This window comes from Saccharopolyspora sp. NPDC002376 (genome assembly GCF_053593195.1).
This window is the reverse complement of sequence record NZ_JBSFBZ010000043.1, coordinates 1-18,835: the sequence shown is the minus strand read 5'-3', so window position 1 is coordinate 18,835 and position 18,835 is coordinate 1. Positions and strand designations below refer to the sequence as shown.

The 18,835-nt window shown below is 70.0% G+C and carries 18 protein-coding genes; 5 read left to right on the top strand and 13 right to left on the bottom strand.

Annotation, left to right across the window (positions count from 1 at the left end; translation table 11 throughout):
• Nucleotides 1-24: 24 nt before the first annotated feature.
• A complete protein-coding gene (locus ACWCO2_RS25445; RefSeq protein ID WP_450130275.1) occupies nucleotides 25-495 on the top strand; it encodes a gamma-glutamylcyclotransferase in 471 nt (156 codons plus the stop codon).
• 130 nt (nucleotides 496-625) lie between these two features.
• Entirely contained in the window at nucleotides 626-1,414 is a 789-nt protein-coding gene (locus ACWCO2_RS25440; RefSeq protein ID WP_450130274.1) for a DeoR/GlpR family DNA-binding transcription regulator, read from the top strand.
• Between the two features lie 17 nt (nucleotides 1,415-1,431).
• Here ACWCO2_RS25440 and ACWCO2_RS25435 read toward each other — a convergent pair whose 3' ends face one another.
• Together ACWCO2_RS25435 and ACWCO2_RS25430 are read right to left on the bottom strand one after the other, a co-directional pair.
• Nucleotides 1,432-2,871, bottom strand: a complete 1,440-nt coding sequence (locus tag ACWCO2_RS25435) for an FGGY-family carbohydrate kinase (protein ID WP_450130273.1) — start codon at nucleotides 2,869-2,871, stop codon at nucleotides 1,432-1,434.
• A gap of 31 nt (nucleotides 2,872-2,902) precedes the next feature.
• Nucleotides 2,903-3,613 (bottom strand): HAD family hydrolase, encoded by a 711-nt coding sequence (locus tag ACWCO2_RS25430; RefSeq protein WP_450130272.1) that lies wholly within the window; start codon nucleotides 3,611-3,613, stop codon nucleotides 2,903-2,905.
• Nucleotides 3,614-3,770: 157 nt separating this feature from the next.
• On the opposite strand from ACWCO2_RS25430, the gene ACWCO2_RS25425 reads away from it, so the two are divergent.
• Nucleotides 3,771-5,240, top strand: a complete 1,470-nt coding sequence (locus ACWCO2_RS25425; protein WP_450130271.1) for an FGGY family carbohydrate kinase — start codon at nucleotides 3,771-3,773, stop codon at nucleotides 5,238-5,240.
• 5 nt (nucleotides 5,241-5,245) lie between these two features.
• On the opposite strand, the gene ACWCO2_RS25420 is transcribed toward ACWCO2_RS25425, so the two are convergent.
• From ACWCO2_RS25420 to mbhE, 11 genes are all read right to left on the bottom strand, one after another.
• Entirely contained in the window at nucleotides 5,246-5,905 is a 660-nt protein-coding gene (locus ACWCO2_RS25420) for a hypothetical protein (RefSeq protein ID WP_450130270.1), read from the bottom strand.
• A gap of 79 nt (nucleotides 5,906-5,984) precedes the next feature.
• The gene (locus tag ACWCO2_RS25415) at nucleotides 5,985-7,214 is read right to left on the bottom strand and encodes a M20 family metallopeptidase (RefSeq protein ID WP_450130323.1); all 1,230 of its coding nucleotides are present in this window, start codon (nucleotides 7,212-7,214) and stop codon (nucleotides 5,985-5,987) included.
• 230 nt (nucleotides 7,215-7,444) lie between these two features.
• On the bottom strand, nucleotides 7,445-8,752 hold the full coding sequence (locus ACWCO2_RS25410; protein ID WP_450130269.1) for a M20 family metallopeptidase: 1,308 nt from the start codon (nucleotides 8,750-8,752) through the stop codon (nucleotides 7,445-7,447).
• A gap of 515 nt (nucleotides 8,753-9,267) precedes the next feature.
• Nucleotides 9,268-9,555 carry a hypothetical protein gene (locus ACWCO2_RS25405; protein ID WP_450130268.1) on the bottom strand — a complete coding sequence of 96 codons (288 nt, stop codon included), beginning with the start codon at nucleotides 9,553-9,555 and terminating at the stop codon, nucleotides 9,268-9,270.
• Nucleotides 9,556-9,679: 124 nt separating this feature from the next.
• A complete protein-coding gene (mnhG, locus tag ACWCO2_RS25400; RefSeq protein WP_450130267.1) occupies nucleotides 9,680-10,027 on the bottom strand; it encodes a monovalent cation/H(+) antiporter subunit G in 348 nt (115 codons plus the stop codon).
• Nucleotides 10,024-10,290: a monovalent cation/H+ antiporter complex subunit F gene (locus ACWCO2_RS25395; RefSeq protein WP_450130266.1), complete on the bottom strand. Its 267-nt coding sequence runs from the start codon at nucleotides 10,288-10,290 to the stop codon at nucleotides 10,024-10,026. Before ACWCO2_RS25395 ends, mnhG begins: the two co-directional genes overlap by 4 nt.
• A gap of 2 nt (nucleotides 10,291-10,292) precedes the next feature.
• Nucleotides 10,293-10,841, bottom strand: coding sequence for a Na+/H+ antiporter subunit E (locus ACWCO2_RS25390; protein ID WP_450130265.1), 549 nt, complete (start codon nucleotides 10,839-10,841; stop codon nucleotides 10,293-10,295).
• On the bottom strand, nucleotides 10,834-12,369 hold the full coding sequence (locus ACWCO2_RS25385) for a Na+/H+ antiporter subunit D (protein ID WP_450130264.1): 1,536 nt from the start codon (nucleotides 12,367-12,369) through the stop codon (nucleotides 10,834-10,836). The genes ACWCO2_RS25390 and ACWCO2_RS25385 overlap by 8 nt, the downstream gene beginning before the upstream one ends.
• Entirely contained in the window at nucleotides 12,366-12,770 is a 405-nt protein-coding gene (locus tag ACWCO2_RS25380) for a Na(+)/H(+) antiporter subunit C (RefSeq protein WP_450130263.1), read from the bottom strand. Before ACWCO2_RS25380 ends, ACWCO2_RS25385 begins: the two co-directional genes overlap by 4 nt.
• Nucleotides 12,767-13,312 carry an MnhB domain-containing protein gene (locus ACWCO2_RS25375; RefSeq protein WP_450130262.1) on the bottom strand — a complete coding sequence of 182 codons (546 nt, stop codon included), beginning with the start codon at nucleotides 13,310-13,312 and terminating at the stop codon, nucleotides 12,767-12,769. Before ACWCO2_RS25375 ends, ACWCO2_RS25380 begins: the two co-directional genes overlap by 4 nt.
• Nucleotides 13,309-15,669 carry a hydrogen gas-evolving membrane-bound hydrogenase subunit E gene (gene mbhE, locus ACWCO2_RS25370; protein WP_450130261.1) on the bottom strand — a complete coding sequence of 787 codons (2,361 nt, stop codon included), beginning with the start codon at nucleotides 15,667-15,669 and terminating at the stop codon, nucleotides 13,309-13,311. Before mbhE ends, ACWCO2_RS25375 begins: the two co-directional genes overlap by 4 nt.
• 439 nt (nucleotides 15,670-16,108) lie before the next feature.
• Between mbhE and ACWCO2_RS25365 the strand changes: the two genes are divergently transcribed.
• Both ACWCO2_RS25365 and ACWCO2_RS25360 read left to right on the top strand, forming a co-directional pair.
• A complete protein-coding gene (locus ACWCO2_RS25365) occupies nucleotides 16,109-17,821 on the top strand; it encodes a serine/threonine-protein kinase (RefSeq protein ID WP_450130260.1) in 1,713 nt (570 codons plus the stop codon).
• A 110-nt stretch (nucleotides 17,822-17,931) separates the two neighbouring features.
• On the top strand, nucleotides 17,932-18,741 hold the full coding sequence (locus tag ACWCO2_RS25360) for a purine-nucleoside phosphorylase (protein WP_450130259.1): 810 nt from the start codon (nucleotides 17,932-17,934) through the stop codon (nucleotides 18,739-18,741).
• The last annotated feature ends 94 nt before the right edge of the window (nucleotides 18,742-18,835 follow it).

The following is an 18,835-nucleotide window of genomic DNA, read 5'->3' as shown; positions in this document are numbered from 1 at the left end:
CTGTCGATCGCTACCCTGTTGGGCGTGCCTCTGTACGCCGCGTACGGGTCCAACATGGATCCGGCCCAAATGATCAAGCGCGCCCCGCACTCGCCGCTGGCGGGGACGGGCTGGCTGATGGACTGGCGGTTGACCTTCGGCGGGGAGGACTACGGCTGGGAAGGTGCCCTCGCCACCATCGTCGAACACCCCGGAGAACAGGTCTTCACGGTGCTCTACGACGTCAGCCCGGAGGACGAGCGGCAGCTCGACAACTGGGAAGGCGCCGAGCTGGGCATGCACAAGAAGCTCCGGCTGCGGGTGCAGACGCTGGACGGCCCAGTGCTGGCCTGGCTGTACGTGCTCGACGCCTACGAAGGCGGGCTGCCGTCCGCGCGCTACCTCGGTGTGATGGCCGATGCCGCCGAAGCCGCCGGTGCGCCCGAGGATTACGTCGAGAAGCTGCGAAAACGGCCGTGCCACAACGTCGGGCCAGGCTCTGCGCGTGATATCTGACCCGAACATCACGCCGCACGTGTGATAATCACTCCGGTTGCACACGTGGTTGCTCGTCGCTGCGCACGTGCCGGGTGACACCTACCCGCAGCACCGGGGCGGCGACGAGCTCTGAGGTGAGGGGTTCGGCGTGGCCGAGGCGGGCGGCACACCGGTCAGCCAGCAGGAACGGCGCGAGGAGATCCGCCAGGAGGCGCTGGCCAGCGGATTCGTGCGGATCGAGGAGCTCGCCGCCAAGCACGGTGTCAGCGGCATGACGATCCATCGCGATCTTGACGTGCTGGAGCAGCAGGGCTGGCTGCGCAAAGTCCGCGGCGGAGCGACTTCGACGCCGACGGCGCTGCTGGAGACCTCGGTGCGAGCGCGGATCGCCGACGCCGCCGAGGACAAGGCGCGCATCGCCGAGCACGCCGCGCGGCTCGTCACCCCCGGTCAGGTCGTGGCCTTGGACGACAGCACCAGTGCGTTGGCAGTCGCGGAGCGGTTGCCCGCGCTGGCCCCGCTGACCGTCGTGACGAACTTCCTGTCGATGATCAACCTGCTCAGCGGCGAGCCCGGGCTGCACCTGATCGGGCTCGGCGGCGACTACCAGCCGTCCTACGACGCCTTCCTCGGGCTGCACACCGCCAAGTTGGCCCGGACCATGCGCTCGGACGTGCTGTTCATGTCCACCACCGCCGTCGTCGACGGGCACTGCCTGCACCGCTCGCAGGAGACGATCCAGGTCAAGCGGGCTCTGATGGAGACCACGGGCAAGCGGGTGCTGCTGCTGGACCACTCCAAGTTCGACCGGCGCGCGGTGCACGAGCTGGCGCCGCTGACCGAGTTCGACCTGGTCATCGTGGACGCCGGAACACCGGCCCCGCTGATCGACGAGCTGCGGGCGGCGGGAGTCGCACTGGAGATCGCCGAGCGCTGACTCCCGCCGATCGCGGATCAGGCCGCGAGCCAGCCGCGGGTGCGGAGTTCGCCGAGGAAGCGCTGGTAGCTGCCGTCCAGTGGGGACACCTCTGAACGCACCGGCTCGACCAGTTCGCCCTCGGGCACCATCGCGGCAGCCGCCGCGCTCAGGTCCGGGTGGATCGAACCGCTGGCCGCCAGCAGAGCTGCGCCGAGCGCGGTGCCAGCACCTTGGACGCGCAGGACTGGGCGGTCCAAGATCGACGCCCTGATCTGGCACCAGGCGAGGCTGCGCGCACCACCACCGGCAGTGCGCACCGGACCTGCTGCCGGTGCACCGAGTTCAGCCACCCGTTCCAGCGCTAGCCGCTCGCAGAAGGCGACGCCTTCGAGGCGGGAGCGGTACTCGTCCACTCCGTTCTGCGGCGTGCCGAGCACGAACTGGGTGGCCTTCCCCGCCAGGAACGGGAACCGCTCGCCTTCGCCGCGCAGCGGGTAGTTCACCACGCTCGCCGGGCCGCGTTCGGTGGCCGCGCGGTCCAGCTCCGCCAGCCCCGCGGTGTCCACATCGGACAGCGCGGAGCCGCCGATGTTGGCCGCACCGCCGGGCAGCCACATCCCGTCCGGGTGCAGGTGGCTGTACACCGCCCCGGCCGGGTCGTGCACGAGTTCCTTCGACACGCCCTTGAGGACCAGCGTCGTACCCAACACGGTGACGAACTGGCCGATGTCGACGGCTCCGCACGCCAGCTGGCCCGCGCACCCGTCGGTCATCCCTGCCCGGACCTCGCAGCCCGCCGGCAACCCGGTCTCCGCTGCGGCCGCCGCGTCGACCTCGCCCAGGACCACCGTCGGCCGCACGACCTCCGGGAGCAGCCGGGACGGCACCTCCAGCGCGTCGAAGACCTCGGTCGCCCACTCCCCAGCCACCGCGTCGTAGCCGCTCTTCAGGGCATGACTGGTGTCGGTCGCGGCCGGACGCCCGATCAGCTTCCGGGCGATGACGTCCGGGGTGTGGCAGACGAGCGCGGTCCCCTCCGGGAGGTGCCGCGCCAGCCAGCCGATCCGGGCCAGGCCCGATCCGGCCGACGGGGTGATGCCGGTCCGCTCCCAGCGCGGTGCGCCGACCTCGACCGCGGTTCGGGCCTCGGCCTCGGCGCGCCGGTCGTCGTACATCAGCGCCGCACCGAGCGGATCGCCGTTGCCATCGACCGCGACCACGGTGCCCGAAGTCGCCGAGATCGCCAGCGAGGTGATCTCGGAGCTACGCGCTCCCAGCGCGGCCGTGCACTCTGCCAGGCAGTCCCGAACCGCGGGCCACCAGGTGCTCGCGTCCTGTTCGGAACGGCCGCCGGACGAGCGCACCGGCTGCGGCAACGAGCGGGAAGCCGCAGCCACCACCGCGCCGGCCTGGTCGTGGATCTGCACCCGCACGTTCGCGGTCGCGATGTCGACCCCTGCGACGAGCTGTCCCATCAACACCCCTCCCCGGAGCGTGCGCCGCTGGTCATCCGGCGGCCTGCAGCTTCTCCAACGCCTCCGGCAGTTCGGCCATCGAGAACACCGCGACGTCCGGCTCGGCGAGCTGCTCGGGCGTCGGGTTCGGCGGAGCCTCGCCGCGCACCACCCACACCGTTCGCAGGCCGACCTGCTGGGCACCGCGCACGTCGGTGTCCAACCGGTTGCCGACGTGCACCGCGTTCTCCGGTTCGACGCCGGCTTCGCGCAGCGCGTGCTGGAAGATCCGCGGGTCCGGCTTCTCCGCGCCGACGATCGCCGAGATCGCCCAGATGTCCACGAAGTCGGACACGCCGTCGCGGGTCAGGGCGTCCACAACCACCGCGCGCTGGTTGGCCACGATCGCGATCTTGTAGCGCCCGGTGAGCTGCTCGAGCGTCGGCAGCACGTCGTCGTGCAGTGCCGACACCGGGTACTCCCAGTACTGCTCGGCGCGCTCGGACAGCCGCTGGCGGTCCTGCGCGGTCAGGAACCGCTCGGCGACCGCAGTCCTCAGCGAACCGCCCTGGGCCTGGCGGCGCTCGTCGTAGACCTGCTGGAACTCCGCCTCGTCGATCTCGCGGCCGTCCTCGGCAGCGAGTTCGCGCGCGGCGCGCAGCAGGGCGTCGCGGTAAGCGCTGTCGTCGTAGACCGGTCCGCCGACGTCGAGCAGCACCAGGTCGATGCGGCCGGTTCCGGACTCGGGGGGTTGAAGCGGCACGTCGCGTCCTTCCGGTGGCGGTCCACTCCCGGGACCGCAGTGTCACATCCCACGGCCAACATAACATCCATCTTGAAATTTTTAACACTCGATGCTGTGATGTTCTCGGGTCGAGCACTGGCGCCGACCCGCCAAGCGGGATCTGGAGGGAACACCCGTGATCACCATCGGCATCGACGCCGGCACCTCGGTGGTGAAGAGCGTCGCCTACGCGGCGGACGGAACCGAGCTGGCGGTCGCCCGCCGCCCGACCCGGGTCGAGCATCCCCACCCCGGCTGGGCCGAGCAGGACATGCACGAGGTCTGGGGCGCGGTCGCCGACACCGTCGCCGAGCTCATCGCCACGACGAGTTCCGACGTCGCAGCGCTCGCGCTCACCGCGCAGGGCGACGGGTGCTGGCTGGTCGACGACGCCGGCCGGCCGACCGGTCCCGCGCTGCTCTGGAACGACGCCCGCGCCTCCGAGATCGCCGCCGACTGGGCCGAGTCCGGAGTCCTCGCCGAGCTGTTCAAGATCAACGGATCGGTCGGTTTCGGCGGTCTGCCGCACGCGCAGCTGCGCTGGCTCGCCGAGCACGAGCCCCACCGGATCGAGCGCTCTGCCAAGGTGCTGACCTGCGGCGGCTGGCTGTTTCACTGCCTGACCGGACGCCTGGCCTGGGACGTCTCCGAAGCCTCCAACCCGTTCCTCGACGCACGGACCGGGCAGTACTCCCCCACCGTGCTCACCGAGCTCGGACTGGACTGGGCGCAGCCGCTGCTCCCCGACGTGGTCGACGGCCAGGAGCGGATCGCGCCGCTGCACGACGCCGCGGCCGAACGTCTCGGCGTCCCGGCGGGCACGCCGGTGGTGCTCGGGGCGTACGACGTGATCTCCACGGCCATCGGTGCTGGTGTCACCGAACCCGACCAGGCATGCACAATCCTCGGCACCACGATCTGCACCGAGGTGATCAGCGACGACCCGCGGCTCGAACGGACGCCGGTGGGCATGTCGTTGCGCACGCCGACTCCGGGACGCTGGATGCTCGCCAGCGCCACGCTGTCGGGCACCGAAGTCGTGGAGTGGGCCTGCCGGATGCTCGGCCTGCCCAACCCGGAGAACCTCACCGACCTGGCCGAACAAGCCGAACCGGGCAGCAAGGGCCTGCTGATGCTGCCCTACCTGTCGCTGGCCGGGGAACGCGCGCCGTTCTACGACCCGGCGGCGCGCGGCAGCCTGCACGGCCTGAGCCTGGAACACGGTCCGGCCGAGATTGCACGGGCCTGCCTGGAAGGACTTGCCATGGCGATCCGGGACTGCCTGCGGGCCTCCGCCGCACAGCCCACCGAGCTCCGGCTCACCGGCGGCGGTTCGGCGAACGGGTTGTGGCGCCAGGTGATCGCCGACGTGACCGGCCTGCCGGTCGTGCGCACCACCGACGAGCAGGCCGGCGCCCGCGGCGCGACGGTGACCGCGCAGTCCCTGCTGACCGGCCGCAGCATCACCGAAGTGGCCAACGAGCTGGTCGGGACGTCGGAGCCGCTGCAGCCGATCGAGGGCAACCGCGCCATCTACGACGATGCCTACGCGCGGTTCATCGCGGCTCGCGAAGCTGCCCAGGCCGCTAACTGGTTCCAGCGCTGAGATCATCATCGCGCACCACCGATCCCCACGGTCAGCGCGCTGTTCGGCTTCGGCCAGGCCAATCCGAGCAGCGCGCTCGCCCGTCGGGTGCCGCGACGATCCCGGCGGCGGGCGACCCGCTCGGCCACCAGCTCGCGGAAGTGCTCCGCGTGCTCGCCGAGCTGACCGAGCGCCAGCTCCAGGCAGTCCAGGGCCTGCCGCTGGTCGCTGATGCACAGCAGCTCGGTGATCGCGAAGTCCAGGGCTTGGGTGCGCAAGCCGTCCAGCTCGACGACATCGCACTCCCGGACCCACGCCTGGTGGACCGTCAGATCTGGTTGCGACCGCACCTCGCGGTCGTAGGGAATGGTCACGTCCACAACCACGTCGGTCGGGCCGCAGCCGTGCATCGCGACCGCGGTCGGACCGGACAGCACCGAGTACGGCCCGGCACGCAGCAATGCAGCCGCTGCCCGAGTCATCGGATCATGCGCGCGGGCTGCCGGGACCACCACGCCGTGCCAGGGCTGCACCCACTCGCCGTCGGCCAGACCCGCCGCTAGCTCGGCCGGACCGAGCAAGCGTTCTGCATCGGACCTGGTCATCGCGCCGTGCCGGGCTGAGGGAGGCCATTCCGCAGTGCTGGTCGGGGTTCGCTCGTCGAGGCAGGTGATGTTCGTCGTCATACCTATACAGAGGAGCGAACCCCGCCCACAGATACAGCTGCGAGTGGATACACCTCAATCAGGTGGAATCGGCGATCAGCTAGTCCTGCAGCGTCAGCAGGGCCGTGTGGACCATCGCCCGGACACCCACCAGCAGGGCCCGCTCGTCCAGCGCGAACGTCGGTTGGTGCAGGTCCTTGACCCGGCCAGCCTCGGAGTGCACGCCCAGCCGAGCGAACGAACCCGGCACGTGCTCCAGGTACCAGCCGAAGTCCTCGCCACCCGAGGACTGCGTGGTGCTCGCGAGCGCTTCCTCGCCCAGCCCGGCCTCGATGCCCGCGCGGAACAGCTCGGTGCTCTCCGCGTCGTTGACCACCGGCGGCACGCCACGGCGGTGCTGGAGGTCGAAGCCGACACCGAGCGGCGCGAGCAGGCTGTGCACCAGCTCGTGCACCAGCGGCTCCAGCTTCGCCCAGGTGTCGCGGTCGCCGGTGCGCAGCGTGCCAGTGAGCACGCCGTCTTGCGGGATGGCGTTCGGCGCCTCCCCCGCGTGCACCGCACCCCAGGTCAGGACCGTGCCAGTGCGCGGGTCGACGCGGCGCGACAGCAGCGTCGGCAGGCCAGTGATGACGGTGCCCAGCGCGTGCACCAGGTCCGCGGTCAGGTGCGGCCGCGAGGTGTGCCCGCCCGGCGAGGTCAGGCGGAGTTCCAGCAGGTCGCTGGCCGAGGTGATGGCGCCGACGCGGGTGCCGATCTGCCCGACCGGGAGCCGGGGGTCGCAGTGCAGACCGAAGATCCGGTCCACCCCGTCGAGAGCTCCAGCGGCCAGCACGTCCAGGGCGCCGCCGGGCATCACCTCCTCGGCGGGCTGGAAGATCATCCGCACTCGGCCGGGCAGTTCCGGAGCGGCGGCCAGTGCCAGCGCGGCGCCGAGCGCGACCGTGGTGTGCGCGTCGTGGCCGCAGGCGTGCGCAACTCCGTCCACAGTGGAGGCATACGGCAGGCCGGTGGTCTCGGTCAGCGGCAGCGCGTCGATGTCCGCGCGCAGCGCCACGGTGCGCGTGCCGGGACGCCGCTCACCGATGTCGCAGACCAGACCAGTGCCCACCGGCAGCACCTTCGGCTTCAGACCAGCGTGGGTGAGGCGTTCCGAGAGGAAGGCCGTGGTCTCGTGCTCGGCGCGGGAGAGTTCGGGGTAGGCGTGGATGTGCCGCCGCCAGGCGACCACCCGCTGCACGTTCTCGGCCAACCAGGAGTCCAGCCAGGACGGCCCGCGACCTGCACCCAGGTCCACCACCCCGGCCCCGACGCTGGTGTCCACGCTGGACATGGTGCTGCCGATCGGGGTGGACGGCCCATCCACGTCCGGCGCGAGGAGCGTGCCCTGCGCTGCGGAACGCTCCGCCGCGGGCCAGTCCGCTTCCTCCACCGCCGAACCGCCGTTCGAGCGTCGGCCCGGATCCGAGCCACGAGAATCCACCACGGTCACGCCATTCCTCCAGTGTGTAGCGGGGTGTCCGAACCCGGTCCGCAGCACGGGCGAGGAGCGTCAAGCACCGCTCACGCCACGCCCCCGGCGTCCTGCTCGGCACCCGCACCCGGTCCGCGGCTGGTGACGCCGCCTCCCGACGTGCAGAACTCTTCCGACGAATTCCCAGCGGAGCGCTCGCGCAACGCCGCCAGCAGGCGGTCCCGTTGCGCGCCGTCCACTGCGGCGGCCACCGCCGTCCAAGCCATCGCCAACGCCCCGTCGAGCACTGCCCGGTCGGCGGTCGGGGTCGCGCAGGCCGCGGCGAACTCCGCCTGGTGGTTGACCGCGTCGCCGCAGTCGATCGCGATCATCGGGTGGATCGCGGGCAGGAACCTGGTCACGTTGCCCATGTCGGTGCTGCCCATCACATGGCCCTGCTCAGCACCTCGATCGAGCGGTTCCCGCCCGAGCTCGGTGATCGCGCGGCGGTACTCCTCCGACAACCAGCCGTCGGGGTCCAACTCGGCGTAGATCGGAGAGAGCTGCACGACGTCGTGCGTGCAACCGGTCGCCGTCGCGCCCGCTTCGAAGCAGGCCCGGATGCGGTTCTCCAGGCGCTGCAGGGAGCGCGCTTCGGCAGCGCGCAAGTTGTAGACCGCCGCGGTGCGCGCGGGAACGATGTTCGGCGCCGCGCCACCTGCGGTAACGATACCGTGCACCATCTGGTGCGGCTCGAGGTGCTGGCGCAGCAGACCGATCGCGACCTGCGCGACGGTCAGTGCGTCGGCCGCGTTGAGACCCAACTGCGGGGCCGAGGCGGCGTGCGCCTCGCGGCCGGTGTAGCGCACTTCGAGATCGTTGATGGCCAGCGAGGTCGGGCGGCAGACCTCCGCCGGCCCCGGGTGCACCATCATCGCCATCGCCACGTCGTCGAAGACGCCGCGCTCCAGCATCAGCACCTTGCCGCCGCCGGTCTCCTCAGCCGGGGTGCCGATCAACCGGACCGAGATACCCAGGTCATCGGCGACGTCGGCGAGCGCCAGGGCAGTACCGACCGCGGCTGCGGCGATGACGTTGTGCCCACAGGCGTGCCCGACCTCGGGCAGTGCGTCGTACTCGGCGCAGACGGCGACGACCAGCTCACCGCCGCCGAACTCGGCGACCAGCGCGGTGTCCAGGTCAGCCACCGGCGCGCGGACGGCGAAGCCGTGGCGGGTGAGCAGGTCCGCGACCTTGGCGGCGCTGCGGTGCTCGGCGAAGGAGAGTTCCGGCTCGGCGTGGATGCTGCGGGACAGCTCGACCAGCTCGCGCTCGTGGCGTTGCACCGAGGCGCGGCAGCGAGCGCGCGCGGCGGCGAAACGATCGTGATCACGGTGCGGAGCGGGAACAGTACTCATTTGGCCCTATCCTGCACCACCGCGATGGTCTAGAGGGCGCCAACTCGCAAACACCTAGCCCACCGGTACGCCCCCTGCGACGAACGGGCGGTCTCGATTCAGCGCGACCGAAGAATTGTTTTTCAACGCGCATTGATTTCACGTTCCGCCGAGCCGAAACACCCGCCACCAGCACGTTCCGCCACATTGATGATCATCAGGCCGGATAGCGGCGAAGCCCCTTGGAACCCGCCTTCGGTTCCGATACTTGAACCGGCAAACAAAACGGGTTCGCCAGACGGGCGCAGACAAGGGTGTGGGTTGGCACCGGTCGGGGGGCTTCCCGGTGCCAACCCACGTCAGCGGGGGGCTTTCGCCCCAGACCTCTCACGTTGGGCGCTTGTCGCCTCGTGAGACGTGCGCCTACGCACGTAGTCAGTTGTGAAAATCCCACAGGTTCGACGCCAGGTCTAGTCCATGGCGAGAATTGGCAGTGAAATTATTTCGCAAAGGGGCCGGTCACCCGGTTCGCGGACTTACGACTTTTTCCACGTGACGAACAGGACCGGCTTCTTGCGCAGGCGCCGCGACAGCAGTACCGCGCCGATCAACACCAGGCCGCCGATGCCGATCGCCATGCGCTGACGAGCGTCGGCACCCGCATCTTCAGCCGGCGGGGCGGGGGGCGCGGGCGGCTCGTTCTGCGTCAGCATGACGGTCTGCGGAGGCGCGACGCCCCCCTCTGCCGAGGCCACCGCAGCCGGAGCCAGGAACAGGGACAGCGCGATCGCGAGGCCAGCGAGCACGCGGCCGGTCCGCCACATGATGGCTCCACATCCTTCTGCGCCGCGTCGGACTACCGACACTTTCGTGGTCACCCGTACAGGACCATTTGATCATAGGTGGCGCGGAGTGTGACCAGACGCGTTCAAGATGTGCCGGATCGGATCAGCGGACCCGGCGCTCCCGCTCGATCCGATCGCCCATCTCGTCCACCACCAGGGTGTCCCGGCGGATGCTGTCCGCCCGGTAGGCCGCGCGGCCCACCAGTTGCGCCATCACCGGCGCGGTGAGCATCTGGAACAGCCCGACCAGGATCAGGCCCGAGGCGTAGATGAAGTCCAGCTGCACCGCGGTGCCGATCAGGATCAAGATCAGCCCCAGCGTCTGCGGCTTGGTACCGGCCTGAAGACGGGCCAGCACGTCGGGAAAGCTCAGCAGCCCGATGGCACCGAGCAGGCAGGACAGCGCACCGCCGATGAGGCACACCGCCGAGAAGACGTCCAGCAGGCTCATCGGTACGGCTCCTTCTTCTCGACCAACCGGGCAGCGCTGACCGAGCCGATGAAGGCCAGCAGCGCGAAGGCGGCCAGCAGCGCGATGTTCGAACCGTCCTGCAGCCAGCCCATGCCGACGCACGTCCCCGCGATGATCATGGTGACGAACACGTCGACCGACACGATCCGGTCCAGCGTGCTGCTGCCCAGGATCAACCGCACCAGGACCAGCAACCCGGCCACGCACAGCAGGCCGAAGGTCACCAGGAAGACCCAGGTCATGCTCATCCCTCCTGTCCGCTGACCAGCGCCACGTCGTTCGCCGAGCCGACAGCTCGCACCACCCGGCGCTCGAGCGCGAGCACCTCCTGGCGCACCGGTTCAGCGTCCTCGACGTGCATGCCGAGCGCGTAGACGTAGCAGATCCGGTTGACGCGGTCGATCTGCAGCACGAACTTGCCCGGCGCCAGCGACAGCGCGTTGGCCACCATCGCGGTGATGTGGTCGGAGTCGGTCCGCAGCGTCACCGCCACGATCCCCGCCGTCACGTTCGGCCCGCGGGTCACCGCCTGCCAGGACACCCGCGCGGTGGAGATCACCAGGTCCCAGGCCAGGTAGGTGATCAGCTTCAGCAGGCTCAGCGGGCGCACCGACATGTTGGTGTTGATGGTCGGCGGCGGGAACAGCGTCGCGACGAACACCGCCACCACCAGGCCGAAGAACAGCGTGCCCAGGTCGAAGGTGCCCCACAGCATCACCCAGACCACGGTCAGCCAGATCACCAGCGGCAGCCGCCGCACCATCCCGCCGCGCCGTGCGATCCGCTCACTCACCGGCGGCACCTCCCAACACCGCGCTCCGGTAGGTCTCGCCGTGCATCAGGTCCGCCGCGGCCCGCCCGCTGACCTCCGCCAGCGGACCCGCCACCACCGCGATCACCACGCTGGCCGCCACCAGCACCCCGCTGGCCACCACCATCGGACGGTTGGAGTCGGCGGTGCCGACCACCAGCTCGTCGGTCGGGTCCGGGTCCTGCTCGGGAGCTTTGACCTGACCCCAGAACGCCCGCGTCCACACCCGTGCCATCGCGTACAGGGTGAGCAGGCTGGTCAGCACCGCGCCGCCGGTCACCACGTAGGCGGGCCAGGTCGCGGCGCCAACACCGGCCTGCAACAGCGCCAGCTTGGCGACGAAGCCGGAGAACGGCGGCACCCCGGCCAGGCTCAGCGCGGGCAGCGCGAACAGCACCGCGATCAGCGGCGCGGCCTTGGCCAGCCCGCCCATCCGGGTCAGCGCCACCGTGCCGGTGTGACGTGTGATCAGACCGCTGACCAGGAACAACGCCGCCTGCACTGTGATGTGGTGCACCACGTAGAGGATCACACCGGTCAGGCCGATCACGTCATAGACGCCGAGCCCGAACAGCATGTAGCCGATGTGGCTGACCAGTAGGAACGACAGCAATCGGTTCAGGTCGTTCTGGGCCAGCGCGCCGAGCGCGCCGACGATCATGGTGATCAGCGCGATGCCCAGCATCAGGTTCCAGCTCTCGGAATGGCTGAACACCAGCGTCTGGGTGCGGATCAGCGCGTAGATGCCGACTTTGGTGAGCAGCCCGGCGAACACCGCGGTGACCGGCGCGGGCGCGGTCGGGTAGCTGTCCGGCAGCCAGAAGTGCAACGGCACCATCGCCGCCTTCACGCCGAAGACGATCACCACCAGCAGCGCCAGGGCGCTCTGCATGCCCTCCGGCAGCTCGTGCACCTTCTCGCTCAGGTCGGCCAGGTTCACCGTGCCGGTCGAGGCGTAGACCAGCGCGATCATCGTGATGAACAGCAGCGAGGACGCCAGGCTGACGATCACGTAGGTCATGCTCGCGCGGATTCGGGTGGCGGTGGTGCGCCGGGTGATCAGCACGTACGACGAGCTGAGCATGATCTCGAAGGCGACGAACAGGTTGAACAGGTCGCCGGTGAGGTAGGCCAGCGAGACGCCGGCGCACAGCACCAGGTACATCGGGTGGAACGTGGTGCTGGAGCGCTCCCGGCCGTAGTCGGTGATGCGCTGGCCGATCGAGTAGATCAGCACCGCGAAGGTCACCACCGAGGAGACGACCAGCAGCAGTGCGGAGAGCCGGTCGGCGACCAGCGTGATGCCGAACGGTGCCGGCCAGGCGCCCATCTGCAGGACTACCGGGCCGTAGGTGTCGGCGACGTAGAGCAGCACCGCCGCGTCCACGATGATCGCGCCGAGCACCAGGATCCCCAGCGCGCGCTGGAAGTCCGCGAAGCGCCCGAGCGCCAACGACAGACCAGCCGCGAGCAGGGGAAGCAGTACGGGCAGGGCGACGAGAACCGTCACTGAGTGGCCTCCTTCGCCAGGTCCTCGACGCTGTCCTCTTCGGACTCGGCCAGTCGCTGGATGCGCCGGTCCTCGATGTCGTCGCGGACCTCGTCGTGGCCGAGCAGCGTCCACGAGCGGTAGGCCAGGGCCAGCAGGAAGGTGGTCAGTGCGAAGGTGATCACGATCGCGGTCAGCGCCATCGCCTGCGGCAGCGGGTCGGCCATCTGCGCCGGATCGGTGGTGCCGATCATCGCGGCCCCGGCCGGCGGTCCGCCCGCGGTCTGCAGCAGCAGGTTCGCTCCGTGCCCGAGGATCACGATGCCCAGCAGGATCCGCATCAGGGAACGCTGCATCAGCAGGTAGAAGCCGACCGAGTACAGCACCGCGAGGACCACGGCCATGGTCAGGTTGATCGTCATCGCTGCCCCCGCTCCGCCGCGTCGACGTCGGCCTCGATGCCCGAGCCCAAGGTCCGCAGCAGGTCCAGCACGACGCCGACGATCAGCAGGAACACTCCGCTGTCCAGCAGCATGCTGGTGACGAACTTGATCTGGCCGAGCAGCGGCACCGTGAACTTGTAGATCGCCGTCTCCAGCAGCTCGCCGCCGAACAGCAGCGGCAGGAACGCCGAGGTGGTGGCGATGGTCAGGCCCAGCCCGATCAGCACCGGCGGTCGCATCGAGATGATCGAGCTGTCGTCCATCCGGCCACCGGCGAGGTAGCGCAGCACGAACGCCTGCCCGGCGACCAGGCCGCCGGTGAACCCACCGCCGGCCCGGTCGTGCCCGGCGAACAGCAGGTAGATCGACAGCACCAGCACGGTCGGGAAGATGATGCGGGCGGCGAGCTCGAGCAGGATGGTGCGCTGCTTGCCGTCGCGGCAGAAACCGGACAGCAGCCAGCGTTCGGTCGGCGCGTCCCAGGTCGTCCAGGACGGGCGCTTCACCGGCGTCGTCGTCATTCGCGCACCTCCTCCGGCTGCTTGATCGGGGTCTTGACGGTTATCTGCGGTACTCGCGTGCTGCGCTTCCTTCGTTCGTGGCGGGAGGCCAGGATCAAGCTGGCCACGCCGGTGGCGGCCACCGCGAGCACCGAGATCTCGCCAACGGTGTCGAAGGCGCGGAAGTCGACGATGATCGCGTTGACCACGTTGGTCGCGCCCGCGCCCTTCTCGGCGTTGGCGATGAACTCCGCGCTGGCCTCCGGCGGTGCCTGCCGCGCGCCGCTGAAGATCACCGCGGCCAGCGAGATGAAGATCCCGGCAGCACCGGCGATGATCGCCCTCGGCACCCGCAGCCCTTTGGTGTCGGACTGGGTGAAACGCACTGGCAGGCGGCGCAGCACGAACACGAACGCCACCAGCGTCAGCGTCTCCACCAGGAACTGCGCCAGCGCCAGGTCCGGGCCACCGTCCACGATGAACAGACCACCGATGCCGTAGCCGACGACGCCGACCAGCACCACCGCGGTCAGCCGCCGACGGGAGCGCAGCACCGCGATCGCCGCGACGATCACCACGATGGCCAGCGGGATCTGCAGGAGGTTGTCGTAGCTGCGCAGGTCGTCCGGCAGGTCGGTGCGCAGCAGCAGCGCGGAGCCCGGGACCGCCAGGACGGTCAGCAGGATGATGCTCAGGTAGGTCGGCAGCGAACCGACCTGCAGGCGACCGGTGACGCCGACCGCCACCCGCTCCAGCAGCGCCATGATCCGCTCGTAGCCGCGCTGCGCGTCCAGCGGCCGCGGCAGGCGGTTGCGCATCGCGGTCAGCTGGACCCGGCTGAGGTGCAGCGCGACACCGCCGGTGACGGCGACCGCGGACAGCAGCAGCGGCAGGTTGAAGCCGTGCCAGAGCGCCAGGTGGTACGGGTCGACGACGGGCGTGAACGCCTCGGCGTAGGAGCTGGCCAGCTGGTCGGCGACCGGGTAGCCGAGGCCGAGCACGATGCCCACCACCGCGGGGACCGCGGCCGGCAGCACCGCCTGCAAGCTGGGCTTCTTGGCCTTGGTCTCCGGCACGCCCGGCTTGTCGGCGAACGCGCCGAACAGCATCCGCAGGCTGTAGGCGACGGTCAGCATCGAGCCGAGCACCAGCACCACGTCCACCAGCAGGTCCGGTCGACCGCCGGTGAGGAAGGCGCTGAAGGCGGCCTCCTTGCCGATGAAACCGAGCATCGGCGGAAGTCCGGCCATCGACGCGATGCCGAGGACAGCGATCATCGCCAGCCACGGCATCCGGCGGCCCAGTCCGGACAGCTTGCGGATGTCGCGGGTGCCCGCCTGGTGGTCGATGATGCCGACGACCAGGAACAGCGTCGCCTTGAACATGCCGTGCGCGAGCAGCATCGCGGCACCGGCCATCGCCCCGGTGTGGGTACCGGCGCCGAACAGCACCATCAGGAACCCGAGCTGGCTGACCGTGCCGTAGGCCAGCAGCTTCTTCAGGTCGTACTCGTGCAGCGCGCGCCAGCCGCCGAGCAGCATCGTGGCCAGGCCGAACAGGATCGCGGGCAGGTACCACTGCGGCACGCCCAGGAACACCGGCGCGAGCCGGGCCACCAGGAACACACCGCCTTTGACCATCGACGCAGCGTGCAGGTACGCGCTGATGGGGGTGGGCGCGACCATCGCCGCAGGCAGCCAGTTGTGGAACGGGATCTGCGCGGACTTGGTGAACGCGCCGACCAGGATCAGCAGCGCGGCGACCGCGGTGGCTGTGCCGCCCGGCGGGTGCTCGACCAGCTCGGAGATCCGGTAGGTGCCGGCGGTCTCGCCCAGCACCACGAAGCCGAGCAGCATGACCAGCCCGCCCAGGCTGGTGATCATCAGCGCCTGCAGCGCCGACCGGCGTGATTCGCGGCTGAGCCCGGCCTGCCCGACCAGCAGGAACGAGCAGATCGTGGTCAGTTCCCAGAAGACGTAGACGGTGATCAGGTCATCGGAGAAGATCAGCCCGAGCATCGCCCCGGCGAAGGCCAGCAGCAGCGGGGCCGAACGCCGGGCGTCGCCGCCACCGCGGGTGAAGTAGGAGTCGGCGTAGACCAGCACCACCGCGCCGAGACCGGCCACCAGGATGGTCATCAGCAGCGACAGCGCGTCCAGCCGGAAGGCGAACTGCAGGCCTATCAGCGGTGCCCACTCGACGGTCTCGCTGATCGTCTGCCCGGACAACACCGGTCCTGCCTGCGACAACACCCAAACCAAAGCCGCAGCCGGGGGAACGGCTGCGGTCAGGAATGCGGCTCGGGTGCTGCGTCGTGCGAGGATCGGGAGGGCCAGGGCCACCAGCAGGTGCACGACGACGAACGCGAGCAAGGGCACCTCCTCGACGCCGATTGGTCGTGGTCAGCTCGACCCGCCGACACCCGATCACCGGGGATTGTTCGCCAAGTCATCGCGAACGCACCACAAGCAGATATGCTGCTCGTTCCGGCGCGCGACGCTGCGAGTATCGGCGTTGAGAAGGCTCGGGCCAGCGAGGTCCGATCGGCGTCCAACTTATCCGAAACACACGAGTTCGGGCCAATTCGCGATCTTGCGACCAGCAGCAGATCGACACCGGTGCTTTCGTTGCGGCGGAATGACCTTGGCTGCGCTGACCATGACTTTTGGGGGACGTCGCGGGTGGGATTACTCACGTCTTGTAACGCTGATATGACCGATCTGTTCTGATCACCCGGGAGGCAAGAGGGCGTCCCAGCTGGGCAACGATCGTCCGTTTCGCCCTCGCGCGGTCGGTCTGCTGTGGAGAATGTTCTTCGTGCCCGCGAACGACAACGACATCCTCACCGGCTCCGGCCGACTGATCGGCGACCGCTACCGCCTGAACCGCAAGCTCGGTGGTGGTGCGATGGGCACCGTGTGGGCCGGCACCGACGAGCTCCTGCGCCGCCCGGTGGCGGTCAAGGAGGTCAAGCTGCCGCCGGGGATGCCCGACGAAGAGGCCGCCGAGATGCGCGAACGCGCGCTCCGGGAGGCCCGGGCCATCGCGGTGCTCTCGCATCCCAACGTGGTGACCCTCTACGACGTCGCACGCGAGCACGGCGAGCCGTTCGTGGTCATGGAGCTCGTACCGTCGCAGAGCCTCGCAGCGATCCTCGGCGAGCACGGCGAGCTCGACGACCACCAGATCGCGATGATCGCCGAAGGCTGCGCGGCCGGGCTGGACGCCGCGCACCGGGCGGGGATCGTGCACCGCGACGTCAAGCCGGGCAACGTGCTGATCGGCGACGACGGCCGGATCAAGGTCAGCGACTTCGGCATCTCCCGCAACATCGCCGAGCACACCATCACCAGCACCGGAATCCTGCTCGGCACCCCGTCGTACATCGCGCCCGAGGTCGTGGCGGGCGAAGGGGTCACGGCGTCGGCCGACCTGTGGGGACTGGGCGCGACGCTGTTCGCCGCTGCCGAGGGGCGCAGTCCCTACGACGTCGGCGACGATCCGCTGGCCACCGTGACCGAGGTGGTGCGCGGTCCCGTGCCGCGGGTGAACCGCTCCGGTCCGATCGGCGAGATCATCACCGCGCTGATGGTCAAGGACCCGACGCGGCGGATGCCGTTGACCGAGGTGCGCCGCCGGGTGCAGCACCTGCTGCCGGAGCCGGGAGCGCGTCCGTTCGCGATGCTGCTGGACCCAGAGGCCCCCACGGTGCGCGTCCGCACGCTGGTCCCGGCGACCCCGTCGAACCCGGTGGCTCCGCCTCCCCCGCAGACCAAGCACCCCACGCTCAACTCCCAGGCGGCGCCGCTGGCGAGGGATCCCGGGCTGCCGCCGTTCGCGCTGAAGGACCCGCCGCCGCGCCGCCGCTCGCCGTGGGCCGTGGTGGCGCTGACCGTGGTCGCCGTCGTGCTCTTCGCCGCCGCGGTGGCCGGTGGTTTCGCCGCCTCCCGGACGATCGCCGGCCGCTCCCCGCTTCCCGGCGGGACCACGTCGAGAGTGGAAACTCCGAGCCACGTGGCGAATCAGCTGGACCTGGTCGAACACGAGGAGAACGCCAAGCACACCGCCGCCCCCAACGGCGGCGAGTTCACCATCCTCGCGCCGAACACCGAGGGCTGGCGGCGCTTCTACAGCGAGCGCACCGACATCGCCAACAGCCTGGTGGTGTCGTACGTGTCCCCGGACGGCAGCCTCGAGATCGCCGTGCAGCGCTACGGCAATTACTTCAAATCGGGCTACGGGATCGACGACTACCTGAGCGGGCTGCCGAAGACCGCGGGCGAGGGCGGCCAGGTCGAACTGGCGTCCCAGGCCGACAACGGCGAGCGCAAGCGGCTGAGCTACACGACGACCGTGGGACCGGTGTTCGGCTCGCAGGGCGCGCCGGCCCGGCGCTACACGATCGCGGATCTGACCCACCGGGGCAACGACCTGTGGATCGTCCGGGTCACCGGTCCGGCCGGGGCCTACCTGGAGAACCAGTCAGTGCTCGACCAGGTCTCCCCGACCCTGAAGACCAACAACTCCTGAGCGAGCACGAGCGCCGACGGTGGTTCCGCCCCGTCGGCGCTCGTCGTCTTCCCGCCGAAGCCGGGAAAGCTCCGGGGCGATTCCCGGAACAGCTACTAAGCTGCGCGGCTGTGACGTCTAGTACTGCTTCCGACCCGTCCGCCACCGCTTCGGCCGCCGCCGCGAAGCTCGCCGAGGCCACCGGCGTCGAGCGCCACGACCTGGTCGTCGTGCTCGGCTCCGGCTGGCAGCCCGCCGCCGAGGAGATCGGCACTCCCGCCGCCGAGATCGGCATGGCCGAGCTGCCGGGCTTCGCCGCGCCGGGCGCGATCGGGCACAGCGGCAAGATCAGGTCCGTGCCGGTGGGCGACAAGCGGGCGCTGGTGATGCTCGGCCGCACGCATCTCTACGAGGGCAAGGGCATCGACCCGGTGGCGCACGGCGTGCGCACCGCGATCGCCGCCGGCTGCCGCACGGTGGTACTCACCAACGCGGCCGGTGGGCTGCGCGAGGGCATGCAGGTCGGGCAGCCGGTGCTGATCAGCGACCACGTCAACATGACCGCGCGCTCGCCGCTGGTCGGCGCGAACTTCGTGGACCTCACCGACCTGTACTCGCCACGGCTGCGGGACCTGGCGCGCAGCATCGACCCGACGCTGGAGGAAGGCGTCTACGCCGGTCTGCCCGGTCCGCACTTCGAGACCCCGGCCGAGATCCGGATGCTGAGCACCCTCGGCGTCGACCTGGTCGGCATGTCGACGGTGCTGGAGGCGATCGCGGCGCGCGCCGAGGGCGCCGAGGTCTTCGGCCTGTCCCTGGTGACGAACCTGGCGGCGGGTCTGACCGGCGAGCCGCTGAACCACGAAGAGGTCCTGGAAGCCGGTCGCGCGTCCGCGAGCCGCATGGGCAAGCTCCTGCGCTCCGTAGTCGAAGCGTCCTGAAGTCGTGAGTGCGTAGCAGTGTTCGACTCGGACGCGGGCCACTCCCAGTCCAGGTCGACGCCGTCGAAGATTCCGGCGGCCACGCCTTCACCGC

Excerpts from the sequence above, each read along its gene's own strand:
- ACWCO2_RS25435 (WP_450130273.1), bottom strand. The coding sequence starts at position 2,871 with ATGGGACAGCTCGTCGCAGGGGTCGACATCGCGACCGCGAACGTGCGG.
- ACWCO2_RS25420 (WP_450130270.1), bottom strand. The coding sequence starts at position 5,905 with ATGACGACGAACATCACCTGCCTCGACGAGCGAACCCCGACCAGCACT.
- ACWCO2_RS25415 (WP_450130323.1), bottom strand. The coding sequence starts at position 7,214 with ATGTCCAGCGTGGACACCAGCGTCGGGGCCGGGGTGGTGGACCTGGGT.
- ACWCO2_RS25410 (WP_450130269.1), bottom strand. The coding sequence starts at position 8,752 with ATGAGTACTGTTCCCGCTCCGCACCGTGATCACGATCGTTTCGCCGCC.
- ACWCO2_RS25405 (WP_450130268.1), bottom strand. The coding sequence starts at position 9,555 with ATGTGGCGGACCGGCCGCGTGCTCGCTGGCCTCGCGATCGCGCTGTCC.
- mnhG (WP_450130267.1), bottom strand. The coding sequence starts at position 10,027 with ATGAGCCTGCTGGACGTCTTCTCGGCGGTGTGCCTCATCGGCGGTGCG.
- ACWCO2_RS25395 (WP_450130266.1), bottom strand. The coding sequence starts at position 10,290 with ATGACCTGGGTCTTCCTGGTGACCTTCGGCCTGCTGTGCGTGGCCGGG.
- ACWCO2_RS25380 (WP_450130263.1), bottom strand. The coding sequence starts at position 12,770 with ATGACGATCAACCTGACCATGGCCGTGGTCCTCGCGGTGCTGTACTCG.
- ACWCO2_RS25375 (WP_450130262.1), bottom strand. The coding sequence starts at position 13,312 with ATGACGACGACGCCGGTGAAGCGCCCGTCCTGGACGACCTGGGACGCG.